The 21374-nt window shown below is 40.0% G+C and carries 20 protein-coding genes and 5 tRNA genes; 19 read left to right on the forward strand and 6 right to left on the reverse strand.

Going from position 1 to position 21374, the window contains the following annotated elements:
• Positions 1-4: 4 nt before the first annotated feature.
• From D3P12_RS07810 to D3P12_RS07830, 5 genes are read right to left on the reverse strand one after another with little or no spacing between them, the layout of a single operon-like run.
• A complete protein-coding gene (locus tag D3P12_RS07810) occupies positions 5-1192 on the reverse strand; it encodes a THUMP-like domain-containing protein (protein ID WP_118194450.1) in 1188 nt (395 codons plus the stop codon).
• Entirely contained in the window at positions 1189-2457 is a 1269-nt protein-coding gene (locus D3P12_RS07815; protein WP_118194451.1) for an aspartate kinase, read from the reverse strand. Before D3P12_RS07815 ends, D3P12_RS07810 begins: the two co-directional genes overlap by 4 nt.
• Positions 2458-2466: 9 nt before the next feature.
• Positions 2467-3306, reverse strand: coding sequence for a DUF3298 and DUF4163 domain-containing protein (locus D3P12_RS07820; protein ID WP_165438725.1), 840 nt, complete (start codon positions 3304-3306; stop codon positions 2467-2469).
• Between the two features lie 13 nt (positions 3307-3319).
• Complete coding sequence (locus D3P12_RS07825) at positions 3320-3772, reverse strand: GNAT family N-acetyltransferase (protein ID WP_118194453.1); 453 nt, start codon at positions 3770-3772, stop codon at positions 3320-3322.
• Between the two features lies 1 nt (position 3773).
• Positions 3774-4454 carry a YggS family pyridoxal phosphate-dependent enzyme gene (locus D3P12_RS07830; RefSeq protein WP_118194454.1) on the reverse strand — a complete coding sequence of 227 codons (681 nt, stop codon included), beginning with the start codon at positions 4452-4454 and terminating at the stop codon, positions 3774-3776.
• 61 nt (positions 4455-4515) lie between these two features.
• On the opposite strand from D3P12_RS07830, the gene D3P12_RS07835 reads away from it, so the two are divergent.
• The 4 genes from D3P12_RS07835 to D3P12_RS07850 all read left to right on the forward strand — a co-directional run bounded on the left by D3P12_RS07835 (position 4516) and on the right by D3P12_RS07850 (position 9242).
• Complete coding sequence (locus D3P12_RS07835; RefSeq protein WP_118194455.1) at positions 4516-5148, forward strand: DUF4296 domain-containing protein; 633 nt, start codon at positions 4516-4518, stop codon at positions 5146-5148.
• A gap of 12 nt (positions 5149-5160) precedes the next feature.
• Positions 5161-7524, forward strand: coding sequence for an endonuclease MutS2 (locus tag D3P12_RS07840; protein WP_118197027.1), 2364 nt, complete (start codon positions 5161-5163; stop codon positions 7522-7524).
• A gap of 352 nt (positions 7525-7876) precedes the next feature.
• The gene (locus tag D3P12_RS07845; protein WP_118194456.1) at positions 7877-8569 is read left to right on the forward strand and encodes a CoA transferase subunit A; all 693 of its coding nucleotides are present in this window, start codon (positions 7877-7879) and stop codon (positions 8567-8569) included.
• 10 nt (positions 8570-8579) lie between these two features.
• Positions 8580-9242, forward strand: a complete 663-nt coding sequence (locus D3P12_RS07850; protein WP_118194457.1) for a 3-oxoacid CoA-transferase subunit B — start codon at positions 8580-8582, stop codon at positions 9240-9242.
• 14 nt (positions 9243-9256) lie between these two features.
• Here D3P12_RS07850 and D3P12_RS07855 read toward each other — a convergent pair whose 3' ends face one another.
• Entirely contained in the window at positions 9257-10153 is an 897-nt protein-coding gene (locus D3P12_RS07855; RefSeq protein WP_118194458.1) for a DPBB and LysM peptidoglycan-binding domain-containing protein, read from the reverse strand.
• Positions 10154-10310: 157 nt separating this feature from the next.
• Here D3P12_RS07855 and D3P12_RS07860 point away from each other — a divergent pair, with 157 nt between their 5' ends.
• The 15 genes from D3P12_RS07860 (at position 10311) to rpoB (ending at position 21366) form a co-directional block, all read left to right on the forward strand.
• Positions 10311-11681: an NfeD family protein gene (locus tag D3P12_RS07860; RefSeq protein WP_245977415.1), complete on the forward strand. Its 1371-nt coding sequence runs from the start codon at positions 10311-10313 to the stop codon at positions 11679-11681.
• Positions 11682-11756: 75 nt separating this feature from the next.
• Positions 11757-12236, forward strand: a complete 480-nt coding sequence (locus tag D3P12_RS07865) for a Dps family protein (protein WP_118194459.1) — start codon at positions 11757-11759, stop codon at positions 12234-12236.
• 294 nt (positions 12237-12530) lie between these two features.
• A tRNA-Thr gene (locus D3P12_RS07870) sits at positions 12531-12603 on the forward strand.
• Between the two features lie 42 nt (positions 12604-12645).
• Positions 12646-12729, forward strand: a tRNA-Tyr gene (locus D3P12_RS07875).
• 82 nt (positions 12730-12811) lie between these two features.
• A tRNA-Gly gene (locus D3P12_RS07880) sits at positions 12812-12884 on the forward strand.
• Between the two features lie 65 nt (positions 12885-12949).
• A tRNA-Thr gene (locus D3P12_RS07885) sits at positions 12950-13021 on the forward strand.
• A gap of 62 nt (positions 13022-13083) precedes the next feature.
• Positions 13084-14271 (forward strand): elongation factor Tu, encoded by a 1188-nt coding sequence (gene tuf, locus D3P12_RS07890; RefSeq protein ID WP_118194460.1) that lies wholly within the window; start codon positions 13084-13086, stop codon positions 14269-14271.
• Positions 14272-14344: 73 nt separating this feature from the next.
• Positions 14345-14415 (forward strand) — tRNA-Trp (locus tag D3P12_RS07895).
• 17 nt (positions 14416-14432) lie between these two features.
• Positions 14433-14627 carry a preprotein translocase subunit SecE gene (gene secE / locus D3P12_RS07900; protein WP_118194461.1) on the forward strand — a complete coding sequence of 65 codons (195 nt, stop codon included), beginning with the start codon at positions 14433-14435 and terminating at the stop codon, positions 14625-14627.
• Positions 14628-14639: 12 nt separating this feature from the next.
• On the forward strand, positions 14640-15185 hold the full coding sequence (gene nusG, locus D3P12_RS07905; protein WP_118194462.1) for a transcription termination/antitermination protein NusG: 546 nt from the start codon (positions 14640-14642) through the stop codon (positions 15183-15185).
• A gap of 73 nt (positions 15186-15258) precedes the next feature.
• On the forward strand, positions 15259-15702 hold the full coding sequence (gene rplK, locus D3P12_RS07910; protein ID WP_118194463.1) for a 50S ribosomal protein L11: 444 nt from the start codon (positions 15259-15261) through the stop codon (positions 15700-15702).
• A gap of 23 nt (positions 15703-15725) precedes the next feature.
• On the forward strand, positions 15726-16424 hold the full coding sequence (gene rplA, locus D3P12_RS07915) for a 50S ribosomal protein L1 (protein ID WP_118194464.1): 699 nt from the start codon (positions 15726-15728) through the stop codon (positions 16422-16424).
• A 2-nt stretch (positions 16425-16426) separates the two neighbouring features.
• Positions 16427-16948: a 50S ribosomal protein L10 gene (gene rplJ, locus D3P12_RS07920; RefSeq protein WP_118194465.1), complete on the forward strand. Its 522-nt coding sequence runs from the start codon at positions 16427-16429 to the stop codon at positions 16946-16948.
• Positions 16949-17014: 66 nt separating this feature from the next.
• A complete protein-coding gene (rplL, locus tag D3P12_RS07925) occupies positions 17015-17395 on the forward strand; it encodes a 50S ribosomal protein L7/L12 (RefSeq protein WP_118194466.1) in 381 nt (126 codons plus the stop codon).
• A gap of 161 nt (positions 17396-17556) precedes the next feature.
• Entirely contained in the window at positions 17557-21366 is a 3810-nt protein-coding gene (rpoB, locus tag D3P12_RS07930) for a DNA-directed RNA polymerase subunit beta (protein WP_118194467.1), read from the forward strand.
• Positions 21367-21374: the final 8 nt, after the last annotated feature.

Below are 21374 nucleotides of genomic sequence, written 5' to 3' on the forward strand. Positions count from 1 at the left end.
ACTCTTACGATGATAGACGTTCGGCGGAAATGACCCGTAGGTTTTCATCGTGAGTTTTACAAAAGAATAAGAAATGCTCAGCGCTTTCTTTGATCTTATGTTTTTTTCTGAGGGTAGTGGAATTGATGGGGAAGTTTTTGCTGATGATGCTCGCTGCAGGGTGGTCTTTTCCTTTTTTGAAATCCCGATAATCCATTACGGCCTTTATTTTAAAAGTTCGGCCGGCAAAATTTTCGATTTTATTTGAGGATGTGTATAGGTGGGTGTTGATATGGAGCTTGTTAAGCTGATAATATGTCGATATTAGCTTAAAGCAGCCTGCTTTTAAGAGGGATGCATCGGGGTCGTAGATATAACTTTCAGGTTCGCTGAACAGGGCTTTTGCTTCCAGTTCTTCATCAGCGAAAAATGAAAAGCTTCTCTCATCTTCGTTCAACAGTTGGGCCGTGATTTTGGTACGGCTAACGGGTTCCTGACCAAGAACAATTAATAATTCTTTGCATTCGTTTTTAATACTGAGAATATAGACTTCTTTGATGTTTTGAAGTTGAACGAGCGTTTGACTGATATCGAGTAGAGGAGAGGTTTTAACGATCACCTGTTTGCTCCGCTCTAATAAAGTTTGCCGGTGCTCCAAAATATCTGGCTGGCAATCTTGAAGAAGAAATACCTTTTTTGTATTGAGGCGGCGCGCTGGATCGATATAAATTGTATCAAAATGTTCGTTGCTTTTTTTCAGGATATCGATGCCGTTGCCCTGTCTAAACTCAATATTTTTGCGGTTCAGAACCTTTGCGTTGTGTTTCGAAATTTTTGATAGCGTTGGGTCGATTTCGCAGTGTACAACTTTCTTAGCTGTCAGTGAGAAATAATGGGCGTCCACACCGAAACCGCCTGTCAAGTCAATCAACGACTCGTTAGAACTGATCAGCTGCCTTTTGAAATCTGCCGTTTGTTCTGAAGATGACTGCTCAATAGACAGGGCTTTGGGGTAATAAATCCCATTCGTCATGTACCAGGTCGGAAGTTTTTTTTTCGCTTTTCGGCGGGATTCAATCTGTTGCGCAAGCTCTGCGCTATTTACCTGTAAAAAAGGAGTTTTTTTTAATGCAATCAGCTTTGGATCTGTCCATTCATTTTCTATGATAAATTTCTGAACTTCAGTAGTTAATATTTTTTCATTTAAACTCATGATGCTTTATCCCGAATCAGCATTTGGCAGGTATACAAGTCTTTGACTTCCAGAATAACTTCCTTGTTCACGAGGACGCGGTCGATTGTCTCTTGGTTATAGTAACGAATCGTTACCAACTCCAAATTAGGCAAATATGACACACTAAAATCTTTGCGAAGCTCTTCTATAAGTGCTGTAACCTGATCTTCGTGATTATCTACACTGACCGAGAAGCTGACCGCACTATTGTGCATCATATTAATCTTGACTTTGTGTTTGTGGAACGCATTGAAGATATGGCTAAGGTTATCTTCTACAATAAACGAAAAGTCGTTTGGTAAGATCGATATCAAGGCCTGGTTTACTTTGAATATAAACGATGGCACGGATAGGCTCTCTGTAGTCTTATGAATGCGAGTTCCACTTCCGCTAACGTTGATAAAAGATCGTACGTATAGTGGTATTTCCTTGTTTTCTAATGGCTTAATGGTTTTAGGATGAATAACATTTGCTCCGTAATAACTCAATTCGATTGCATCGATATAAGATAGTTCAGGAATCAGCTCAGTTGAGCTAAACCACTTCGGATCGGCATTCAGAATGCCGGGAACGTCTTTCCAAATGGTAAGCGCCCGTGCATTGAGACAAGCGGCGAAGATCGCTGCAGTATAATCTGAGCCCTCTCGTCCAAGGGTAGTCGTGAAATTTTCTGATGTTCCGCCGATAAAGCCTTGAGTGATGGGTATGGAGCTCTGTATCATTGCAGGGATGTCTCTCTGAATGGCAATTTCTGTTTTTTCCCAGTCGACCCGAGCATCTCTGTATGTATTGTCTGTATGAATATAGTTTCGGACATCAATCCACTTTGTTGGCAGCCCACATGTTTCGAAGTAAGCACTAAGGATCTTTGTGGAAACCATCTCGCCTATAGATACAATTTGATCATATAGATAATCATAAGGGTCTTGTGGGTCTTCCTCAATAATCCAGTCGATTTCAACAAAAGTATTCAGAACATCATCAAAAATTGGATGGTTTTTGTCTTCAAAAAGTTCGTCGAGAACTTGAAAGTGGAACTGTTTGATTTCATCGAATAGTTGTAGATGTGTTCCCTGTCGGTAGAAAAATGAATTTAATAATTCTTCTAATTTGTTCGTTGTTTGTCCGATTGCTGAGACAATAATCAAGAGCTGTTCTTGTTTATGTAGCTCTATTATTTGCAGAACGTTCTTAATGTTTTCTGCATTTTTAACGGACGCGCCGCCAAATTTAAATATGTGCATTTAGTTTATTTACAGTTGCGAATGTTGACTTATGTATTCCTTTGCTTTTGGTGTTAGAAGGTTTTCTATCTGTGTGTATGGTATAGCTAATTCTGTAATGCCATCTGAATAAGGTTTGATTTCATAGATGTTGTAGAGAAAAAGCAGACTGTCCTTCTTAAGAAGGAAGTTATCGTTCAATGTAAATTTATTGTCTTCAAAAAAGAATGAACTAATTGGTGCCTCTTCGCCCCGAGCTTTCTTTTCGTTTTCCAAAAAGACAGTCTCTGCTATTTGGGTCAGCGAGTCCATTTTACCGTCTGCAATAATCTCATTTAAATTGATCTCTCTTTTGTCCTGTAGGTCGTAATTGGTAAATAGAACCCCATACGACCCATGTGCGCCACCGGTGAAGTTATCTGTTCTTACTTCTAGTCCGAGATAAAGCGGTGTGTTCACAGGAACAAGAATCTCTGTATTGGTGTACCATGGAAATGGACTTTTAACTTCTTCTTTCTGGAAGTCGTCGAAGCTTTTAATAAAAGTTTTTGCGGCTTCATCAATAGTCTCGGAGCTGGTATCCGGGTAGATAAAAGATAAGCGAGACTCAAGGTACCTGTTGAGTTCTCCTAAGTTTGCTTCATCAAATTTAGGGTAACGAACCTGGTAATAGGTTTTACCCATGGTGTCAGTAACTTCTGTTTCTACCTCGCTTTCTAAGCGATAGTCTTCTATGGTATAGGCAATCGTATCAGTCGCAGCCGAATCAGCCGTTTTAGCGGAGGTGGAATCGGTGTTTTGTTGCGATTGGTTACATGCGAACAAGGTAATTGCTGCTAAAAATAATAATGGTGAGATGAATTTAGTCATGATAATATGTTTTTTAATTGTGGGATATTGAGGCATTTAGCCAGCCATCTTCAATAGTGGTATTGTATTTCTTATAAAAGTTTATTGCAGGCTCATTCCAGTCAAGAACTTGCCATACCATCCCCGAATAGCCTTTTTCTTTACTAATATTAAGTACTTTATCGAACAAAAGTTTACCTAAGCCTTGACCTCTGTGCTTTTCAGTGACGATGATGTCCTCCAGATAGAGCCTACGGCCTTTCCATGTAGAATAACGGATATAGTAAAGAGCCATTCCCACGACTTGACCGCCGATCTCAGCTACATATGCTTCCCAAACGGGATTTTCTCCAAAGCCAGCCGACTCAAACTCGCCTATGCTGACTGTCACCTCTTTAGGGGCTTTCTCATATTCGGCTAGTTCCTTAACCAACTCAAGTAAACGTGGACAATCTTCTTTCTGAGCTTTTCTTAATTGAACTTCCATGTTATTTTTTGTCGTAATCACGTTCTCCAAAAACTAAACTCCCGATTCGAACCATGGTGCTTCCTTCTTCCAAAGCAATTTTATAGTCGGAAGACATACCCAGAGATAATTCCTTAAAGTCAGCGTTCTCCTTGAAGAAGCTTTCTTTTATGCCGGAGAAAAGAACCTTCAGGTCGTGAAATTCTTCTTTGATCATTTTTTCATTGGGCGTATTGGATGCAATGCCCATTAAGCCAACAATTCGGATGTTCTCCATGCTTCTATATTCTTCTGAGCGTAATAAATCGATGGCATCAGCGTATTCCAGTCCGAATTTTGTTGTTTCTCCGGATATTTGTATCTGTAAAAGACAATCAATAATCCTGCCTGCTTTAAGTGCTTGCTTATTTATTTCCAGTAGAAGTTTAAGACTGTCAACTGAATGGATTAAACCAACATAGGGTGCAATGTATTTTACCTTGTTCCGCTGGAGGTGACCGATCTGGTGCCAAATAATGTCTTCTGGCAATTGGGCTCTCTTTTCATCCAGCTCCTGTACCTGGTTTTCTCCAAAATGACGTTGACCAGCAGCGTAGGCTTCCATGATTTCCTCTACGCTTTTTGTCTTAGAGACTGCAATCAACAAAGATGAATAGTTTTCTAGCTCGCTATTGATTTTTTCGATTTTTTCTGCTGTAGTCATACGGATGCTAATTTCTGCCAATGGCAAATATTTATTTGTATTTTTGTTGCAAATTTAACAAATGCAACGGTGTTTAGGAATTTTACTTCTGTTGATTTTACTGATTGGCTGTAAAGAGAAGCCACCGGCGGGCGTGTTAAAGAAGAATGTTATGACAAATATTCTTTACGATATACACCTTTCGGAGGGTTATCTGTATACGAGTGCAGTGGATTCGATGCGACAACGAACTGCGGACTTCAATGAAGGGATTTATCAGCACTACCAGACGGATTCGGCTACGGTTAGGCAAAGTTTAGAGTATTATGCCAGCCGGCCGCAGATCCTTCAGGATATTTATAACGAAATACAAGGAAGACTGAAGAAAGTAGAGGACGGGTTGCGAACTGCTGAGGAAGAGCGTTATCGGTCTGTATTTCAAGCCGACTCGATAAATAGAGCTGCAAAAGCAGATAGCTTGAATAGGATCGTGGCAGACTCTATTAGAATGGAGCAAAGAAAACATATGCTTTATTGGGAGAGTGCCGACTCAGTTGATCTAAAACCTAAACCATGGTCATGGGAAAATGCTTTGAAATTGCCTTTCTTTCCGGAAAGCACGAGTGAAGTGGAACAGAATGAAATAGCGCCGGATACGGTGGTGACCGATACAATTGGGAACTCCGGACTGAGACCTGCATCAACAGTAGAATAAGAAATGGGAGAAATGATCTATCCGGATAATGCAGCTGAAAAGCTGGGCTTTATAGAAATCAAAGAGCTTATTAAAGGGAAGTGCCTGAGCATTATGGGGCGGGAGATGGTTGATAAGATTCAGCCGATGAATCAGTACGGGCAGATTGATAAGTTTTTAAGACAGGCTCATGAGTTTAAAGATATTTTAGAAAACGATGCTCCGTTACCGATTGATCATCTATATCCTATCAGAAAGATTGCTGAAAAGGCACGCATTGAGGGAGCTTTTTTATCGGAGGAGGAGCTTTTCCAGATGTGCCTTTCATTGAAAACGGTTTTTAGCGTAATTAACTATTTTGATGAGAGGAAAGGGGTATACGAAGCATTAGAAATGCTTTTTGAACATCTGCCGATTGAACGATCGATCGTCAAACGGATTGAGGCGATCATTGACCAAAGTGGTTCAATGAAGCCGACCGCCTCTACAAGGCTTCAGGAGATATTTAGAGAGATTGCTTTTGCGGAGAGGGAGTCTCGAAAGCGAATGGACGCTCTTTTAAAGAAAGCGCAGGAAGCTGGATGGACGGCTGATGGTGGACTAACAGTTCGGGATGGACGCTTGTGTATTCCTATTTTGGCAGAAAATAAAAGAAAGATTAAGGGCTATATTCATGACGAGTCTGCAACCGGACAGACGGTTTATCTGGAACCAGAAGAAGTCTTTCAACTCAACAATCAACTTCGAGACTTGGAGTTTGATAAACGAAGAGAGAAAATCAGAATACTAATTGCGGTCACTGCAGAGTTACGGCCCTTTGTTCCGACATTAATATCATATCATAGTTTATTGAGCAAATTGGACTTTGTCCGGGCAAAAGCGTTGTTTGCTATAGATATTGAGGCTACCATGCCGGAATTGCAAAAGGAGGCCTCTCTTCATTTGATCAACGCGCGCCACCCATTGCTTTTTCTGAATTTGAGGAGTGAAGGAAAGACGGTTGTCCCGCTTAATGTAACGATCGATGATGTCCAACGGGTCATTGTCGTGTCTGGTCCGAATGCTGGGGGTAAATCGGTGTGTATGAAAACTATCGGACTGCTCCAAATGATGGTGCAAGCGGGCTTGCTGATCCCGGCTGATTCAAGCTCTAAAGTAGGTGTTTTTAAAAACTTTTTTGCTGATATCGGTGATGATCAGTCAATAGAAAGTGATCTGAGTACTTATAGCGCACATTTGTCGAAAATGCGTTACTTTTTGGAACATAGCACTGCGAAATCCCTAATACTAATTGATGAGTTTGGAGCCGGAACAGATCCTCAATTTGGTGGGCCGATAGCCGAGGCAGTGCTGCAAAATTTAAACAAAAAGAAAGTTCGAGGTGTGGTTACAACGCATTATTCCAACTTGAAATTATTTGCGAATGCAACGGAAGGTCTGGAGAATGCTTCGATGTTGTTTGACAATGCAGCGATGCAACCGCGTTATATCTTGGAAATTGGAAAGCCGGGTAGTTCATATGCTTTTGAGATCGCTTATAAAATAGGATTGCCCCAAGGTGTGTTGCAGGAAGCAAAACAGAAAATAGGTGTACAACAGAAGAAGGTGGATCACCTGTTGGTTGATCTTGAGCGAGAAAAGAAGCAAGTTCACGAGGCTAAAGTAGAGTTGCGGAAGAGGGAAGCTAAGCTTAATCAACTTTTAAAAGAAAACGAGGAGAGGTCTGTATTTCTCGAAGAGAATAAAAAACAGCTTATGAAGCAGGCGAAGTTGGAAGCTCAAGAAGTCTTGAAGAATGCGAACCGACTCGTTGAGAATACCATCGCACAGATTAAAGAATCAAAGGCCGATAAAGAGAAAACGAAGGAGTTACGGAAGGTTTTGGATGCTGAGTTGACTAAGAACCGAACGGCGGTGTCAAAGAAGAAGGCTGTTTTAGTGAACGAAGAGCTGGTTGTTGGTGATTGGGTACGAATTGTGGATACAGGTACAATGGCACAGATTATCGAAATTGCGAAAGATAATTTGATTTTGGCGATTGGTGACCTGCGTTCTGTAGTTAAGAAAAATCGGGTTGAAAAGGTCAGCAAAAAGGAAGTGTCGAAGTCTGTTAAACGTAGTCATGGAACCCAGCTTACTGACAGTCTTGCGAGTTTTAATCCTGAAATTGATGTGCGGGGTATGAGGGCCGAAGCCGCGCTATATGAGATTGAAAAATATCTTGATAAAGCGATTATGATGAGTTTCCCCTCTTTAAAAATTATCCACGGGAAAGGTAATGGTATCCTTAGAAAGATGATCCGTGATTACTTGAGGAAGTATAAAGAGGTTGACCGGTTGGAGGACGAGCATCTGGATAGGGGTGGGGATGGAGTAACCTATGTGTACTTTGTTTAGAGCCGAGCGCTTGTAAAATTGGTTTATTACGAATTTTAGCCTTTGGGACATTTCTTGCAACGTTTTCCTTTCTTGTATTTTTTACAACACTTCTTAAAGTCACAGTTTTGACATTCGAACGGGTATAAACCTTTAGGCTTTCCCCAATCGAAGCCTTTCTCACGTAGTCCATCAATTTCGATCATCATCATCCTGATTAATAGGCGATAGCAAAAGTAGTTTATTATTTAGAATTATTCTAATTGAAATGCTTTAATTTTTGATTTGTCAAAAATTAAATTGTCCGAGTGCCTGTATTTGGGATTTTTTATGTATTTTGTCTGTTGCGATCCGTTTACCAAAATAGACCAAAATGATTAATAAGGTAGTTAAAAATGCTGATGAGGCCATTAAAGATGTTCATGACGGAATGACTCTTATGTTGGGTGGTTTCGGGTTATGTGGTATACCGGAAAATACGATAGCGGCTCTGGTAAGAAAGGATGTCAAAGACTTAACGTGTATTTCGAATAATGCAGGGGTAGATGATTTCGGAATTGGGTTAATGCTCAAGAAAAGACAGCTGAAGAAAATGATTGCCTCTTATGTTGGAGAAAATGTCGAATTTGAACGTCAATTGCTAAGTGGAGAGCTAGATGTTGAACTGATTCCGCAAGGGACATTGGCTACTCGTTGTATGGCAGCAGGATATGGTATGCCAGCGATTTTTACGCCGGCAGGTGTAGGTACGGAAGTGTCCGAAGGAAAAGAAGTTCGAGTTTTTAAAAATAAAGAATATTTGCTGGAAGAGGCATTTGACGCAGATTTTGCGATTGTTAAGGCGTGGAAAGGCGATACAGCAGGAAATTTGATTTATCGGTTAACGGCCCGAAATTTTAACCCCGTAATGGCAATGGCGGGTAAGACCACGATTGCTGAAGTTGAAGAGTTGGTGCCTGCTGGTGAGCTTGACCCCGACCATATTCATACGCCAGGTATCTTCGTTCATCGGATATTTAAAGGTGAGCATTTTGAAAAACGTATTGAACAGCGGACCCTACGATAATATAGCAGTTATGTTAGACAAGAATGGTATTGCAAAGCGTATAGCAAAGGAAATTGAAGATGGTTTTTACATTAATTTGGGTATCGGTATACCTACGTTGGTAGCTAATTATATTCCCGATGATGTTCAAGTAGTGCTCCAGTCGGAAAATGGTCTGCTCGGTATTGGCCCCTTTCCTTATGAAGGAGAGGAAGATGCGGATTTAATTAATGCAGGAAAACAAACGATTACAACAATGCCTGGATCTGCAATCTTTGATTCGGCAATGAGTTTTGGGATGATTCGCAGTCAAAAGGTTGATTTGACGATCCTTGGTGCGATGGAAGTGTCTGAATTCGGTGACATTGCCAGTTGGAAGATTCCTGGAAAACTAGTGAAGGGGATGGGCGGTGCAATGGATTTAGTCGCGTCAGCAAAGAACATTATTGTGGCGATGCAACAGGTGAATAAACATGGAGACAGTAAGCTCTTGCCTGAATGTACGTTGCCACTGACTGGAAAGCGATGTATAAGTAAGATCGTAACTGAAATGGCTGTTTTCGAAATCGATAGGGAGAGAGGCGGGTTTAAATTAATCGAACGGGCACCAGGAGTGAGTGTTGAGGAGATCAAAGATGCAACTGCCGGTAAACTGATCGTGGAGGGCGAGGTTCGGGAAATGCACCTTAATTAAAAATACCCTACATTTTATTCAGGAACTCCGTAGCTAATATTGATTAAAAAACGCTTATCAAGAATCCCCAGCAAATCTGCCGTTGCTTTTGAGATAACTATAACGGCATCACGTGTTGTAGCATTTTCTGTGTATTTGCCTACAATTTTTGCAAAAGTGATCTTTTGATTCATTGGGTTGGTGATTTTGACCACAGTGCCTACAGGGGCAGTCCGATGCAGTGCTAACATATTTCCACTATCAGAATTCAGGCCCTCTAGCCATACGCCGACGCCACGCTCGTTGACTTGTTTTAAACCATATCTTTCAGCTGGAAGTGAAGTTGATTTTTCGGGTACTATAATGGGTTCAGCTTCAGTTTCTTGAGCGGCTACAGGTTCTGGGGCTTCATTATCATTAGGAATGACGATTGTCTGTCCGGCTTTAATAGCTTGCCCGTTAGATAGATTGTTCTTGGCGACGATCTGTGCGACGGTGACCTGAAACCGTTTAGCGATTGTGTATAGAGTTTCGCCTGCACCTACTTTGTATAGTGTGCCTCCACCTGACGGTTGATTTCCCGATGTCTGCTGTGCCGTTGATGTGCTCGGGTTCTGAGAGGTGCTTGAGGCTTGCTGTGGAGCTGCTATCGAGTAAGAGCGTTCGGAAGGTATTTTGATGACATCGCCTACTTTGAGTGATTTATTGTTATTGAAAGACATGATGTCTCGATGAGAGACTCCGTATTTTCGAGATAGCGAGTAATAAGTTTCTTTTGCTTCAAGTTTATGTATGATAACCTGTTTTCCGTTATTGTTCTCTATTCCTATTGAATCAATGCGTGAAATTATAGTCGCCTGTGTTGTTTTGGTATGGAATGTGAGTATTATAAGAAAGACGAATCCGGATATATTGTGAAGAAATTTGTTCATGCGCTGCTTATCTGTTTTGCAATTGTTGTATATAGAACGTTTGCTGATCTTATTTTGTCTTGCTAAGATGCACTAAAATTTATGAATTGGTGTATATTTATAGATGTTAAATAGTTGACCATTCCGTTTACAAAAATAATAATTTAAACCATACTTTATGGCTGCAAAAATTGACAGAAGATTTTATATTTTCATTATTACCTTTTTGATGTCCGTTCTGGTATTCGGACAAGCTGGACTTTCGCAGGAGCAAAACGCAACCGTATATAAATTTTCCATTCGGGACGATATTAATGCGACATCGTGGAGAAATACAAAGCAAGCGTATTTAAAAGCGATGGAACAGAATGCGAATGTTATGCTGATTGAAATGAACACTTTTGGCGGTATGGTCAATTTTGCTGATTCAATCAGAAGCACTATTCTTGATTCACCAATTAAGACTATCGTGTATATTAATCACAATGCAGCATCCGCAGGTGCGTTGATTTCTTTAGCGAGTGAAAAAATTTATATGGCTAAAGGTTCTAGTATCGGTGCCGCAAGTGTAGTTGATGGCCAAGGAGAGGTTATGCCAGAGAAATATCAGTCATACATGCGAGCGTTAATGCGTGCGACGGCAGAAGCAACCGGTCGTGACCCAAAGGTAGCTGAGGCTTTTGTGGATGAGGATGTTGACTTGCCGACCCTTAAAGAAGACGGTAAACTGCTGAGTCTTACTTCTAAAGAAGCGACAGATATAGGTCTGAGCGACGGGGAAGTGAGCTCTTTAGATGAAATATTGACGCTCGAGAATTTAACCGGATCTTCAATGATTGTACATCAGATTACTTGGGTTGATCAGGTGATCGGATTTTTAACAAACCCGGCGGTTCAAGGTTTTTTGATTGTACTGATTATGGGAGGGATTTATTTTGAAATGACATCTCCTGGAATTGGATTGCCTTTTATTGTTGCGCTAGTTTCAGGTATTCTTTACTTTGCACCGCTTTACATTGAAGGTTTTGCTGCGAATTGGGAGATTCTTTTATTTATTATCGGTGTGATATTGTTGCTCCTTGAAATATTTGTTATACCCGGTTTTGGAGTAGCAGGAATAGCAGGGATTGTTCTGCTGGTTTGTAGCTTTGCATTTAGTATGGTGCCCAACGAGTCTTTTGATTTCTCGATGATGCCTCCTAATTTCTTGTTTAGGTCATTTTTATTGGTTATATTGTCTATCATCGGAGCGATTATTTTATCTGTTTTATTCGGGAAGAGTATTCTGAATAGCCGTGCTTTTAAACGGTTGGTTTTGGCCGATGAGCAAGCTTCATCTCAAGGCTATGTGGCATCGACATTTGACAATGAGGTAATTGGTAAGGAGGGGATTGCCAGAACAGATTTGCGGCCCTCAGGAAAGGTCGAAATTGATGGAAAGTGGTTTGACGCTGTAGCTTTGGGTGGTTACATAGAAAAGGGCACTGCGGTTCAGGTTGAGAGGCACGAAAACTATAATCTCTTTGTAAGGAAAAAGTTTGAGATTTAAAACAATTTAGCTTTAAGTCACTTTAATAGATAACAAATTATTCAATTAACATATAACATAAAAATAAAAAATATCATGAACGCAAAATCAATTAGTTTGGAAGAGAAAAAGTTAAGACCCGTTGTAGAAAATTTGCATGACTTATTGGCAAATTATCATATTTACTATCAAAACCTGAGAGGCTGCCACTGGAATATTAAGGGTCCTCATTTTTTTACGCTACACGCAAAGTTTGAAGAACTGTATAATGCGGCGATAACTACAATTGATGAATTGGCTGAACGTATTCTGACATTGGGTAAAGATCCAGAAAGTCGATACTCTGTGTTTAAGACACAATCGGAAATTGAAGAAGTTGAAACAATAGGCATGAAGGATACGGATATGGTAAAGGCTATTACCGATAACTTGAGTATTTTGATCGCTTTAGAAAGAGATTTGTTGGCGATCACGAGTGAAGCGAACGACGAAGGATCAAACGACATGGTGAACGCTTTTATGCAATTCAACGAAAAACAAAACTGGATGTTACGGTCATTCTTGAAGAAGATTTAACGATTTCTCTGAGATATGAGAACGGTATGGGACATGGGTAGCTATTCTGTGTCCCATACTTTTGTTTGTAATTATCTAAAATAAAGACAGTTGTTGAAAATAGTGGGGTAGGGTTGCTTTTTTTTGAAAAAATGTTGGACTTTTTCAACTATTTTTTTCTTTCTTTGTGCGCTGAAAGAAAACAGAGTTCTAGTAAAAATAATATTTAAATTTTCTTTTGTATTATTACAACTTTGTATATCTTTGCAGTCCCTAAAGGAAAAAGGTGATTACTGATTGAATTTAGGAAAAAAGGCCTCCTTAGCTCAGCTGGTAGAGCAACTGACTTGTAATCAGTAGGTCGCTGGTTCGATCCCGGCAGGGGGCTCGTTAAGAAGCCGAAGGGCTTTGTTGAAATATAAAAGACGTTGGGGGGATTCCAGAGCGGTCAAATGGGACGGACTGTAAATCCGTTACTTCGGTTTCGAAGGTTCGAATCCTTCTCCCCCCACCAAGGTTTTAAGAGTTTGTGATTTATATAAACTTTATCCGGTTATCAGAGGTTTGTTTTTACCGGATTAAAACAATACATACAAGCGGAAGTAGCTCAGTTGGTAGAGCGATAGCCTTCCAAGCTATAGGTCGCGAGTTCGAACCTCGTCTTCCGCTCGAAATAATTAAAGAGTTGATTCCTTATAAAAGAGGTGTTGACTTTTTAGTGTTAAAAAAAGCAAGCCGATGTAGCTCAGCGGTAGAGCACTTCCTTGGTAAGGAAGAGGTCATGGGTTCAAGTCCCATCATTGGCTCGTAAGCGTTTAATAATTGAAACCAAAATAAAAATTAACTTATCTACTAATTCGCATACAACATGGCAAAAGAGAAATTTGACCGCAGTAAACCACACCTAAACATAGGTACTATTGGTCACGTTGACCACGGTAAAACGACTACAACAGCAGCTATTACGAAAGTTTTGGCTGACGCTGGATTATCAGAGTCTCGTTCATTCGACTCAATTGACTCAGCTCCTGAAGAAAAAGAGCGTGGTATTACAATTAATACATCGCACGTAGAATATGCAACACAAAATCGTCATTATGCACACGTTGACTGTCCGGGTCACGCTGACTATGTTAAAAACATGGTTACTGGTGCTGCTCAAATGGACGGTGCTATTATCGTTGTTGCTGCTACTGATGGCCCAATGCCTCAGACTCGTGAACACATTTTATTGGGTCGCCAGGTAGGTATCCCTGCTTTGGTGGTTTTCATGAATAAAACTGACTTAGTTGATGACCCTGAGTTGTTAGACTTGGTTGAAATGGAAATTCGTGAATTGTTGTCATTCTACGAATACCCTGGAGATGATATTCCTGTGATCCGTGGATCTGCATTAGGTGCATTGAATGGTGAGCAACAGTGGGTTGACAAAATCATGGAACTGATGGAAGCGGTTGATAACTACATTCCACTTCCTCCGCGTTTGACAGATCTTCCATTCTTGATGCCGATTGAAGACGTATTTTCGATCACTGGTCGTGGTACTGTAGCAACTGGACGTATTGAGCGTGGTGTAATTAACTCTGGAGAGGCTGTTGATATTCTTGGTATGGGTGCTGAGAACTTAAAATCAACTGTAACTGGTGTTGAGATGTTCCGTAAGATTCTAGATCGTGGTGAAGCTGGAGATAACGTAGGTTTATTGTTACGTGGTATTGAGAAAACTGATATCCGTCGTGGTATGGTTATCTGTAAACCAGGTTCAGTAACTCCTCACACAGAATTTAAAGCTGAGGTTTATGTATTGTCGAAAGCAGAAGGTGGACGTCACACTCCATTCTTTAACAAATACCGTCCTCAGTTCTATTTCCGTACAACTGACGTAACTGGAGAGATTACTCTACAGGAAGGTGTTGAGATGGTTATGCCAGGTGATAACGTAACGATCAACGTAAAATTGATTAACGCGATCGCAATGGAAAAAGGTCTTCGTTTCGCTATCCGTGAAGGTGGTAGAACTGTAGGTGCTGGACAGGTAACTGAAATCATTGCATAATTAATAAGCTTAGGCTTAGCTAATAAAACAAAGTACCCTAATTTTATAGTAGGGTACTTTGTTTATAAGAATTACGGGCATAGTTCAATGGTAGAATAGAGGTCTCCAAAACCTTTGATCAGGGTTCGAATCCTTGTGCCCGTGCAAAATAATGAGCGTTTATGTCAAGTGTACTTGAATTTTTTAAAGAGTCTTACGATGAGATGATGCATAAGGTGACTTGGCCTACTTGGGGTGAGTTGCAAAATTCGGCAGTTGTCGTGCTGATTGCATCAGTAATCATTGCGTTAATCATATTAGCAATGGATGAGTCTTCAAGTTCTATTTTAAAATTGTTTTATCAATCTGTAGGATAAAAAAAAGAATTGATGGCAGATCAAAAATTAAAATGGTATGTAGTCCGTGCCGTAAGTGGAAAAGAAAAGAAGGTAAAGCAATATATCGAAGCAGAAATTAATCGTCTAGGTCTTTCACAACAGGTTCCTCAAGTATTGATTCCGATGGAAAAGTACTATCAAATGAGGGACGGAAAAAAGATCGCTAAAGAGCGAAACTTTTACCCAGGATATGTATTGATAGAAGTTGCACTTGATAGTGAATTAGAACATCTGATAAAAGGGATTAATAGCGTAATTGGTTTTCTTGGTGATAAGGAAGGGAACGCTATCCCACTTCGACCATCTGAAGTAAATAGAATCCTAGGAAAAGTTGACGAAATGTCTGAACAGGTAGAAACGATCAATGTTCCTTATTTTGTTGGGGAGTCTGTTAAGGTTGTCGACGGTCCGTTCAATGGGTTTACAGGTGAGATAGAAGAAGTTAATGAAGAGAAAAAGAAACTCAAGGTTATGGTTAAAGTCTTCGGTAGAAAAACACCGCTTGAGTTGAACTACATGCAAGTAGAAAAAGAATAGAATACAAGTAAATGTTACGTTATATGCTTCCAACTTACTAACAAACATTTAGTAATTAAATTAAAATTCAAAAATGGCAAAACAAGTCAGTGGCTTAGTGAAATTACAGGTGAGAGGTGGCGCAGCTAACCCTTCTCCCCCCGTAGGACCTGCTTTAGGTGCAAAAGGGGTGAACATCATGGAGTTTTGCAAGCAATTTAATGCGCGCACACAAGACAAAGCAGGTAAAGTGTTACCTGTCGTTATTACTGTTTACGCCGATAAGTCTTTTGATTTTATCATTAAAACTCCGCCAGTAGCAGTTCAACTAGTAGAGGCTACGGGAGTGAAAGGTGGTTCGGGCGAACCTAACCGTAAAAAGGTTGGTTCGGTAACTTGGGATCAAGTTGAAACTATCGCTAAGGATAAAATGACAGATTTAAATGCGTTCACAGTAGAGTCAGCCATGAAAATGGTGGCAGGTACTGCGCGTAGTATGGGTATTACTGTAAGTGGTGATGCTCCCTGGACAAATTAATTAACAGATATCAATTTAAAAAAGTGGCTAGATTAACAAAAAATCAAAAAACGGCACTTACCAAAATTGAAGCTGGTAAAGTTTATTCATTACAAGAAGCTTCGTCTTTAGTAAAAGACATCACAACTACCAAATTTGATGCATCGGTGGATATTGACGTCCGTTTGGGCGTTGATCCTCGGAAAGCAAATCAGATGGTACGTGGTATAGCAACTCTACCTCACGGAACAGGTAAAACTGTACGTGTTTTGGTACTTTGTACTCCGGATAAGGAGGAAGAGGCTAAAGCTGCAGGTGCAGATTATGTAGGTTTAGATGAATATATCAGCAAAATTGAAGGAGGATGGACAGACGTAGATATCATTATTACCATGCCTAGTGTGATGGCAAAAGTAGGTCGGTTAGGTCGTATTTTAGGACCTCGAAACCTTATGCCTAATCCTAAGTCAGGTACGGTTACTCAAGATGTGGGTAAAGCGGTAACTGATGTTAAAGGCGGTAAGATTGATTTCAAAGTTGACAAAACCGGAATCATTCATGCTTCAATTGGTAAGGTGTCATTCTCTGCAGATAAAATTTATGATAATGCTTTGGAAGTAATCCAAACTATTTCTAAATTAAAGCCTTCTGCAGCGAAAGGGACTTACTTTAGAAGTATACACATCTCATCAACAATGAGCCCGAGTATACAAGTTGAAACTAAATCAGTAGTGGGAATCTAATCATGAGAAAAGAAGAAAAACAAGAAATTGTAGAAGCTTTAGCAGATCAGATTAAAAACTACGGTAATTTTTATATTACCGACACCGCTGATTTGACTGTAGAAAAAGTAACTAGCATTCGTCGCAAATGTTTTGAGAAAGGAATTGTGATGCAAGTAGTGAAGAATACCTTAATCCTTAAGGCTATGGAAGCTGCTGGCGTTGATTCAGAAGAGTTGAAAGGTACCTTAAAAGGTTCATCAACGCTTCTTTTCTCTGAAATAGGTAATGCACCCGCGAAATTAATTAAAGAGCTTAGAAAGTCTGGCGATAAACCAGTATTGAAAGGCGCTTATATTGACTCGTCTGTGTTTATCGGTGATGAACAAGTGAATTCACTAGCAAGCTTGAAATCGAAAGAAGAGCTTATTGGCGAAATCATCGGGTTGCTTCAGTCTCCTGCGAAAAACGTTGTTTCTGCCCTTCAATCTGGTGGAAGCACACTTGCTGGAATTGTTAAAACTTTACAAGAAAAGGAAGGTTAACGAACTCCTTAAAAGTTCGATAGATTATTAATTATTTATTACGCACAATTCAAAAATTTAAATAAAATGGCAGATTTAAAATCGTTTGCTGAACAGTTGGTGAACTTAACGGTAAAAGAAGTTAACGAGTTAGCTCAAATCTTAAAAGATGAGTATGGTATCGAACCTGCTGCGGCAGCTGTAGCTGTAGCTGGACCTGCAGCTGGTGCTGAAGGCGGAGCCGCTGCAGAAGAAAAAACATCATTTGATGTAATTCTTACTGAGGCTGGTGGTTCAAAATTAGCAGTTGTTAAATTAGTGAAAGATTTAACAGGTCTTGGACTAAAAGAAGCTAAAGAATTAGTTGACGGCGCACCAAAACCATTGAAGGAAGGTGTAGCTAAAGACGAAGCTGAATCGTTGAAAAAACAACTAGAAGAAGCAGGAGCTACTGTTGAGATTAAGTAATTCTCTAAATAGTTCTTTAGGCATTAGACTCCGAAAATTCTCGGGGTCTATTGCTGTTTGTATATACAAGTAAATTATACTTGATTTGACTATTCAAGTTTCCTTTTAGGATAAAAAATATAGTCTAACGTGCAGTTTATTTAAACTAAATTCTTATTCCCTTGGCAAATAAAGATATTCGTAACGAAAGAGTAAATTTTGCTACCAGCAAAAAGGTAATTGATTACCCTGATTTTCTGGACGTGCAACTTCAGTCTTTTATGGAGTTTTTTCAGTTAGAAACAACTTCAGATAACCGCCACCAGGAAGGGCTATTCAAAGTATTTTCTGAAAACTTCCCAATTTCTGATTCGAGAAATATTTTTGTTCTTGAATTTTTAGATTATTTTATTGATCCTCCCCGCTATGATATACAGGAGTGTATAGAGCGTGGGTTGACTTATAGTGTGCCACTAAAAGCCAAACTTCGTCTATCTTGTAATGATGAAGAACATGAGGATTTTGAAACGATTGTACAGGATGTGTACTTGGGAACAATTCCTTATATGACACCTAAAGGTACTTTTGTGATTAATGGTGCTGAGCGAGTTATCGTTTCTCAATTACACAGATCGCCAGGTGTGTTTTTTGGCCAGAGTCGTCATACAAATGGTACTAAACTATATTCCGCAAGGGTGATACCATTTAAGGGCTCATGGATCGAATTTGCAACAGACGTAAATAACGTGATGTATGCATATATCGATCGTAAAAAGAAATTTCCTGTTACTACTTTGCTTCGTGCTATCGGGTATGACTCTGATAAGGATATATTAGAGTTGTTCGAACTTGCAGACGAAGTGAAAGTAAGTAAATCAGGGTTAAAGAAATTACTCGGAAGGAAGTTAGCTGCTCGCGTGCTTAAAAAGTGGGTGGAAGATTTTGTAGATGAAGATACAGGCGAGGTTGTTTCGATAGATCGTAATGAGATCATCCTCGAGCGTGAAACTGTTTTAGAGGAAGAGCATATCGATATGATAATCGACTCTGGTGCTAAAACAATCATTTTGTCGAAAGATGACTCTTCTAGCAATGCTGACTATTCGATAATTTATAATACATTACAAAAAGATACTTCCAATTCCGAAAAGGAAGCGGTTGAACATATATATCGTCAATTGCGTAATGCGGAACCACCTGATGAGGAAACAGCTCGTGGTATCATCGATCGCTTATTTTTCTCTGACAAACGTTATGATTTAGGGGACGTAGGTAGATATCGTATTAATCGTAAGTTGAAACTCGATACTGACGGAGATATCAAAGTACTGACGAAACAGGATATCATTGCGATCGTTAAGTATTTGATCAATCTTATTAACTCAAAAGCAGAGGTTGATGATATCGATCACTTATCAAATCGTCGAGTACGTACAGTAGGCGAACAGCTATATGCTCAGTTTGGCGTAGGTTTGTCTAGAATGGCAAGAACCATTCGTGAACGTATGAATATACGTGATAATGAGGTGTTTACGCCAACTGATTTAATCAATGCTCGTACATTATCCTCGGTAATTAATTCGTTCTTTGGAACTAATCAGTTATCGCAGTTTATGGACCAGACGAATCCACTTGCTGAAATTACTCACAAAAGAAGACTTTCGGCTTTAGGACCAGGTGGTTTATCGCGAGAGAGAGCTGGTTTTGAGGTTCGTGACGTTCACTATACGCATTACGGACGTCTATGTACCATTGAGACACCGGAAGGTCCAAATATTGGTTTGATTTCGTCATTATGCGTTCATGCAAAGATCAATAACCTCGGATTTATTGAAACACCGTACCGTAAAGTAGAAGAGGGAAGGGTCGTTGTGGAGGAACCGGTAGTTTACTTGTCGGCAGAAGATGAAGATGGAAAGGTGATTGCGCAAGCAAACGCTGAGTACGACGATAAGGGGAACTTTATTACTCCGCGTGTTAAAGCACGTCTGGAAGGTGACTTTCCTATTATTGAACCTGAACGCTTAGACTTGATGGATATTGCTCCAAATCAGATTACGTCGATCGCTGCTTCGTTAATTCCGTTCTTGGAACATGATGATGCGAACCGTGCTTTGATGGGATCAAACATGCAACGTCAAGCTGTACCGTTACTTCGTGCGGAAGCTCCGATCGTTGGTACAGGACTTGAAGGTCGTGTCGCGAGGGATTCACGGACATTGATCAATGCTGAAGGTAATGGTGTAGTTGAATATGTGGATGCAAATGAGATCAAGATCCGGTATGAAAGAACGGATGATCAGAAGCTGGTTTCTTTTGATGATGATATCAAGACATATCGATTGATTAAATTTAAGAAGACGAACCAAAGCACTTGTATCAACCTGAAACCGATTGTTGTAAAAGGCCAAAAGGTAGAAAAAGGGCAGGTGCTTTGTGAAGGATACGCTACTCAAAATGGAGAATTAGCTTTAGGGCGTAACTTGAAGGTTGCCTTTATGCCTTGGCAAGGTTATAACTTTGAGGATGCTATTGTAATTTCGGAGCGTGTAGTAAGTCAGGATATCTTTACTTCTTTACACATCGATCAATTTGAACTTGAAGTTCGTGATACAAAACGTGGTGAAGAAGAATTGACTCCAGATATTCCAAACGTTTCTGAAGAGGCTACAAAAGACCTTGATGAGAACGGAATTATCCGGGTAGGTGCTGAAGTTCGTGACGGCGACATTTTGATTGGAAAAATTACACCGAAAGGTGAATCTGATCCATCGCCTGAAGAGAAACTTTTACGTGCTATCTTCGGAGATAAAGCTGGAGATGTTAAAGACGCTTCATTGAAAACACCTCCTTCAATCCAAGGAGTTGTTATTGATACCAAATTGTTCTCTAGGTCGAAAAAAACGTCTAAATCAGAAGAAAAAGCTGCTTTGGAAGAGTTAGAGAACCGTTTTAACAAAGCAACGAAAAGCTTAAAGGATCGTCTAGTTGATAAGCTGTTTTCCATTGTAAATGGTAAAACTTCTCAGGGTGTTTATAGTGTATACAAAGAGCTACTTGTTGCTAAGGGAGCTAAGTTTACCCAAAAAATTCTGACAGACTTAGATTATACCAACATCAACCCAACTAAATGGACTACAGATGACGATAAGAATGAGTTGATTAAGCAAACACTTCATTTTTACAACATTAAGTTGAACGAAGAGTTGGGTGCTTATAAGAGAGATAAGTTTGCAATTAGTGTGGGTGATGAACTTCCGTCTGGTATAGTTCAGATGGCTAAGGTATATGTTGCTAAGAAACGTAAATTGAAGGTAGGAGATAAGATGGCAGGACGTCACGGAAATAAAGGTATTATAGCCCGTATTGTTCGTGATGAAGACATGCCGTTCTTAGAAGACGGAACTCCAGTAGATATTGTTCTTAACCCACTAGGTGTACCTTCGCGGATGAACCTTGGACAGATTTATGAAACGGTCTTGGGTTGGGCAGGACAAAAACTTGGAGTCAAGTTTGCGACACCTATTTTTGACGGTGCGGAAACCAATGAGGTTGAAGAGTGGATCAAGAAAGCGGAGCTGCCAGCCGGAGGTAAAACTTATCTTTACGATGGCTTAACGGGTGTTCGTTTCGACCAGCCAACAACGGTTGGTGTTATCTATATGTTGAAACTTGGTCACATGGTAGATGATAAGATGCACGCGCGGTCAATTGGCCCTTACTCATTGATTACACAACAGCCTTTGGGTGGTAAAGCTCAGTTTGGTGGTCAGCGTTTTGGTGAGATGGAGGTCTGGGCATTGGAAGCATTTGGTGCTGCCAATATCCTACAAGAAATCCTGACTGTTAAGTCTGATGATGTTGTCGGAAGAGCCAAAACATATGAGGCAATTGTAAAAGGTGACAATTTGCCAACACCTTCTGTTCCTGAGTCATTTAATGTACTTGTACATGAATTACGCGGACTAGGTTTAGATATCACTTTAGATTAGTACTCTTA

Source organism: Pedobacter indicus (assembly GCF_003449035.1).
GTDB lineage: Bacteria > Bacteroidota > Bacteroidia > Sphingobacteriales > Sphingobacteriaceae > Albibacterium > Albibacterium indicum.

Excerpts from the sequence above, each read along its gene's own strand:
- rplK (WP_118194463.1), top strand. The coding sequence starts at position 15,259 with ATGGCAAAACAAGTCAGTGGCTTAGTGAAATTACAGGTGAGAGGTGGC.
- D3P12_RS07855 (WP_118194458.1), bottom strand. The coding sequence starts at position 10,153 with ATGAACAAATTTCTTCACAATATATCCGGATTCGTCTTTCTTATAATA.
- D3P12_RS07845 (WP_118194456.1), top strand. The coding sequence starts at position 7,877 with ATGATTAATAAGGTAGTTAAAAATGCTGATGAGGCCATTAAAGATGTT.
- rplL (WP_118194466.1), top strand. The coding sequence starts at position 17,015 with ATGGCAGATTTAAAATCGTTTGCTGAACAGTTGGTGAACTTAACGGTA.
- D3P12_RS07825 (WP_118194453.1), bottom strand. The coding sequence starts at position 3,772 with ATGGAAGTTCAATTAAGAAAAGCTCAGAAAGAAGATTGTCCACGTTTA.
- D3P12_RS07835 (WP_118194455.1), top strand. The coding sequence starts at position 4,516 with ATGCAACGGTGTTTAGGAATTTTACTTCTGTTGATTTTACTGATTGGC.
- D3P12_RS07840 (WP_118197027.1), top strand. The coding sequence starts at position 5,161 with ATGATCTATCCGGATAATGCAGCTGAAAAGCTGGGCTTTATAGAAATC.
- D3P12_RS07815 (WP_118194451.1), bottom strand. The coding sequence starts at position 2,457 with ATGCACATATTTAAATTTGGCGGCGCGTCCGTTAAAAATGCAGAAAAC.
- D3P12_RS07850 (WP_118194457.1), top strand. The coding sequence starts at position 8,580 with ATGTTAGACAAGAATGGTATTGCAAAGCGTATAGCAAAGGAAATTGAA.
- tuf (WP_118194460.1), top strand. The coding sequence starts at position 13,084 with ATGGCAAAAGAGAAATTTGACCGCAGTAAACCACACCTAAACATAGGT.
- secE (WP_118194461.1), top strand. The coding sequence starts at position 14,433 with ATGTCAAGTGTACTTGAATTTTTTAAAGAGTCTTACGATGAGATGATG.
- D3P12_RS07830 (WP_118194454.1), bottom strand. The coding sequence starts at position 4,454 with ATGACTACAGCAGAAAAAATCGAAAAAATCAATAGCGAGCTAGAAAAC.
- D3P12_RS07860 (WP_245977415.1), top strand. The coding sequence starts at position 10,311 with ATGGCTGCAAAAATTGACAGAAGATTTTATATTTTCATTATTACCTTT.
- D3P12_RS07820 (WP_165438725.1), bottom strand. The coding sequence starts at position 3,306 with ATGACTAAATTCATCTCACCATTATTATTTTTAGCAGCAATTACCTTG.
- nusG (WP_118194462.1), top strand. The coding sequence starts at position 14,640 with ATGGCAGATCAAAAATTAAAATGGTATGTAGTCCGTGCCGTAAGTGGA.
- rplJ (WP_118194465.1), top strand. The coding sequence starts at position 16,427 with ATGAGAAAAGAAGAAAAACAAGAAATTGTAGAAGCTTTAGCAGATCAG.
- D3P12_RS07865 (WP_118194459.1), top strand. The coding sequence starts at position 11,757 with ATGAACGCAAAATCAATTAGTTTGGAAGAGAAAAAGTTAAGACCCGTT.
- D3P12_RS07810 (WP_118194450.1), bottom strand. The coding sequence starts at position 1,192 with ATGAGTTTAAATGAAAAAATATTAACTACTGAAGTTCAGAAATTTATC.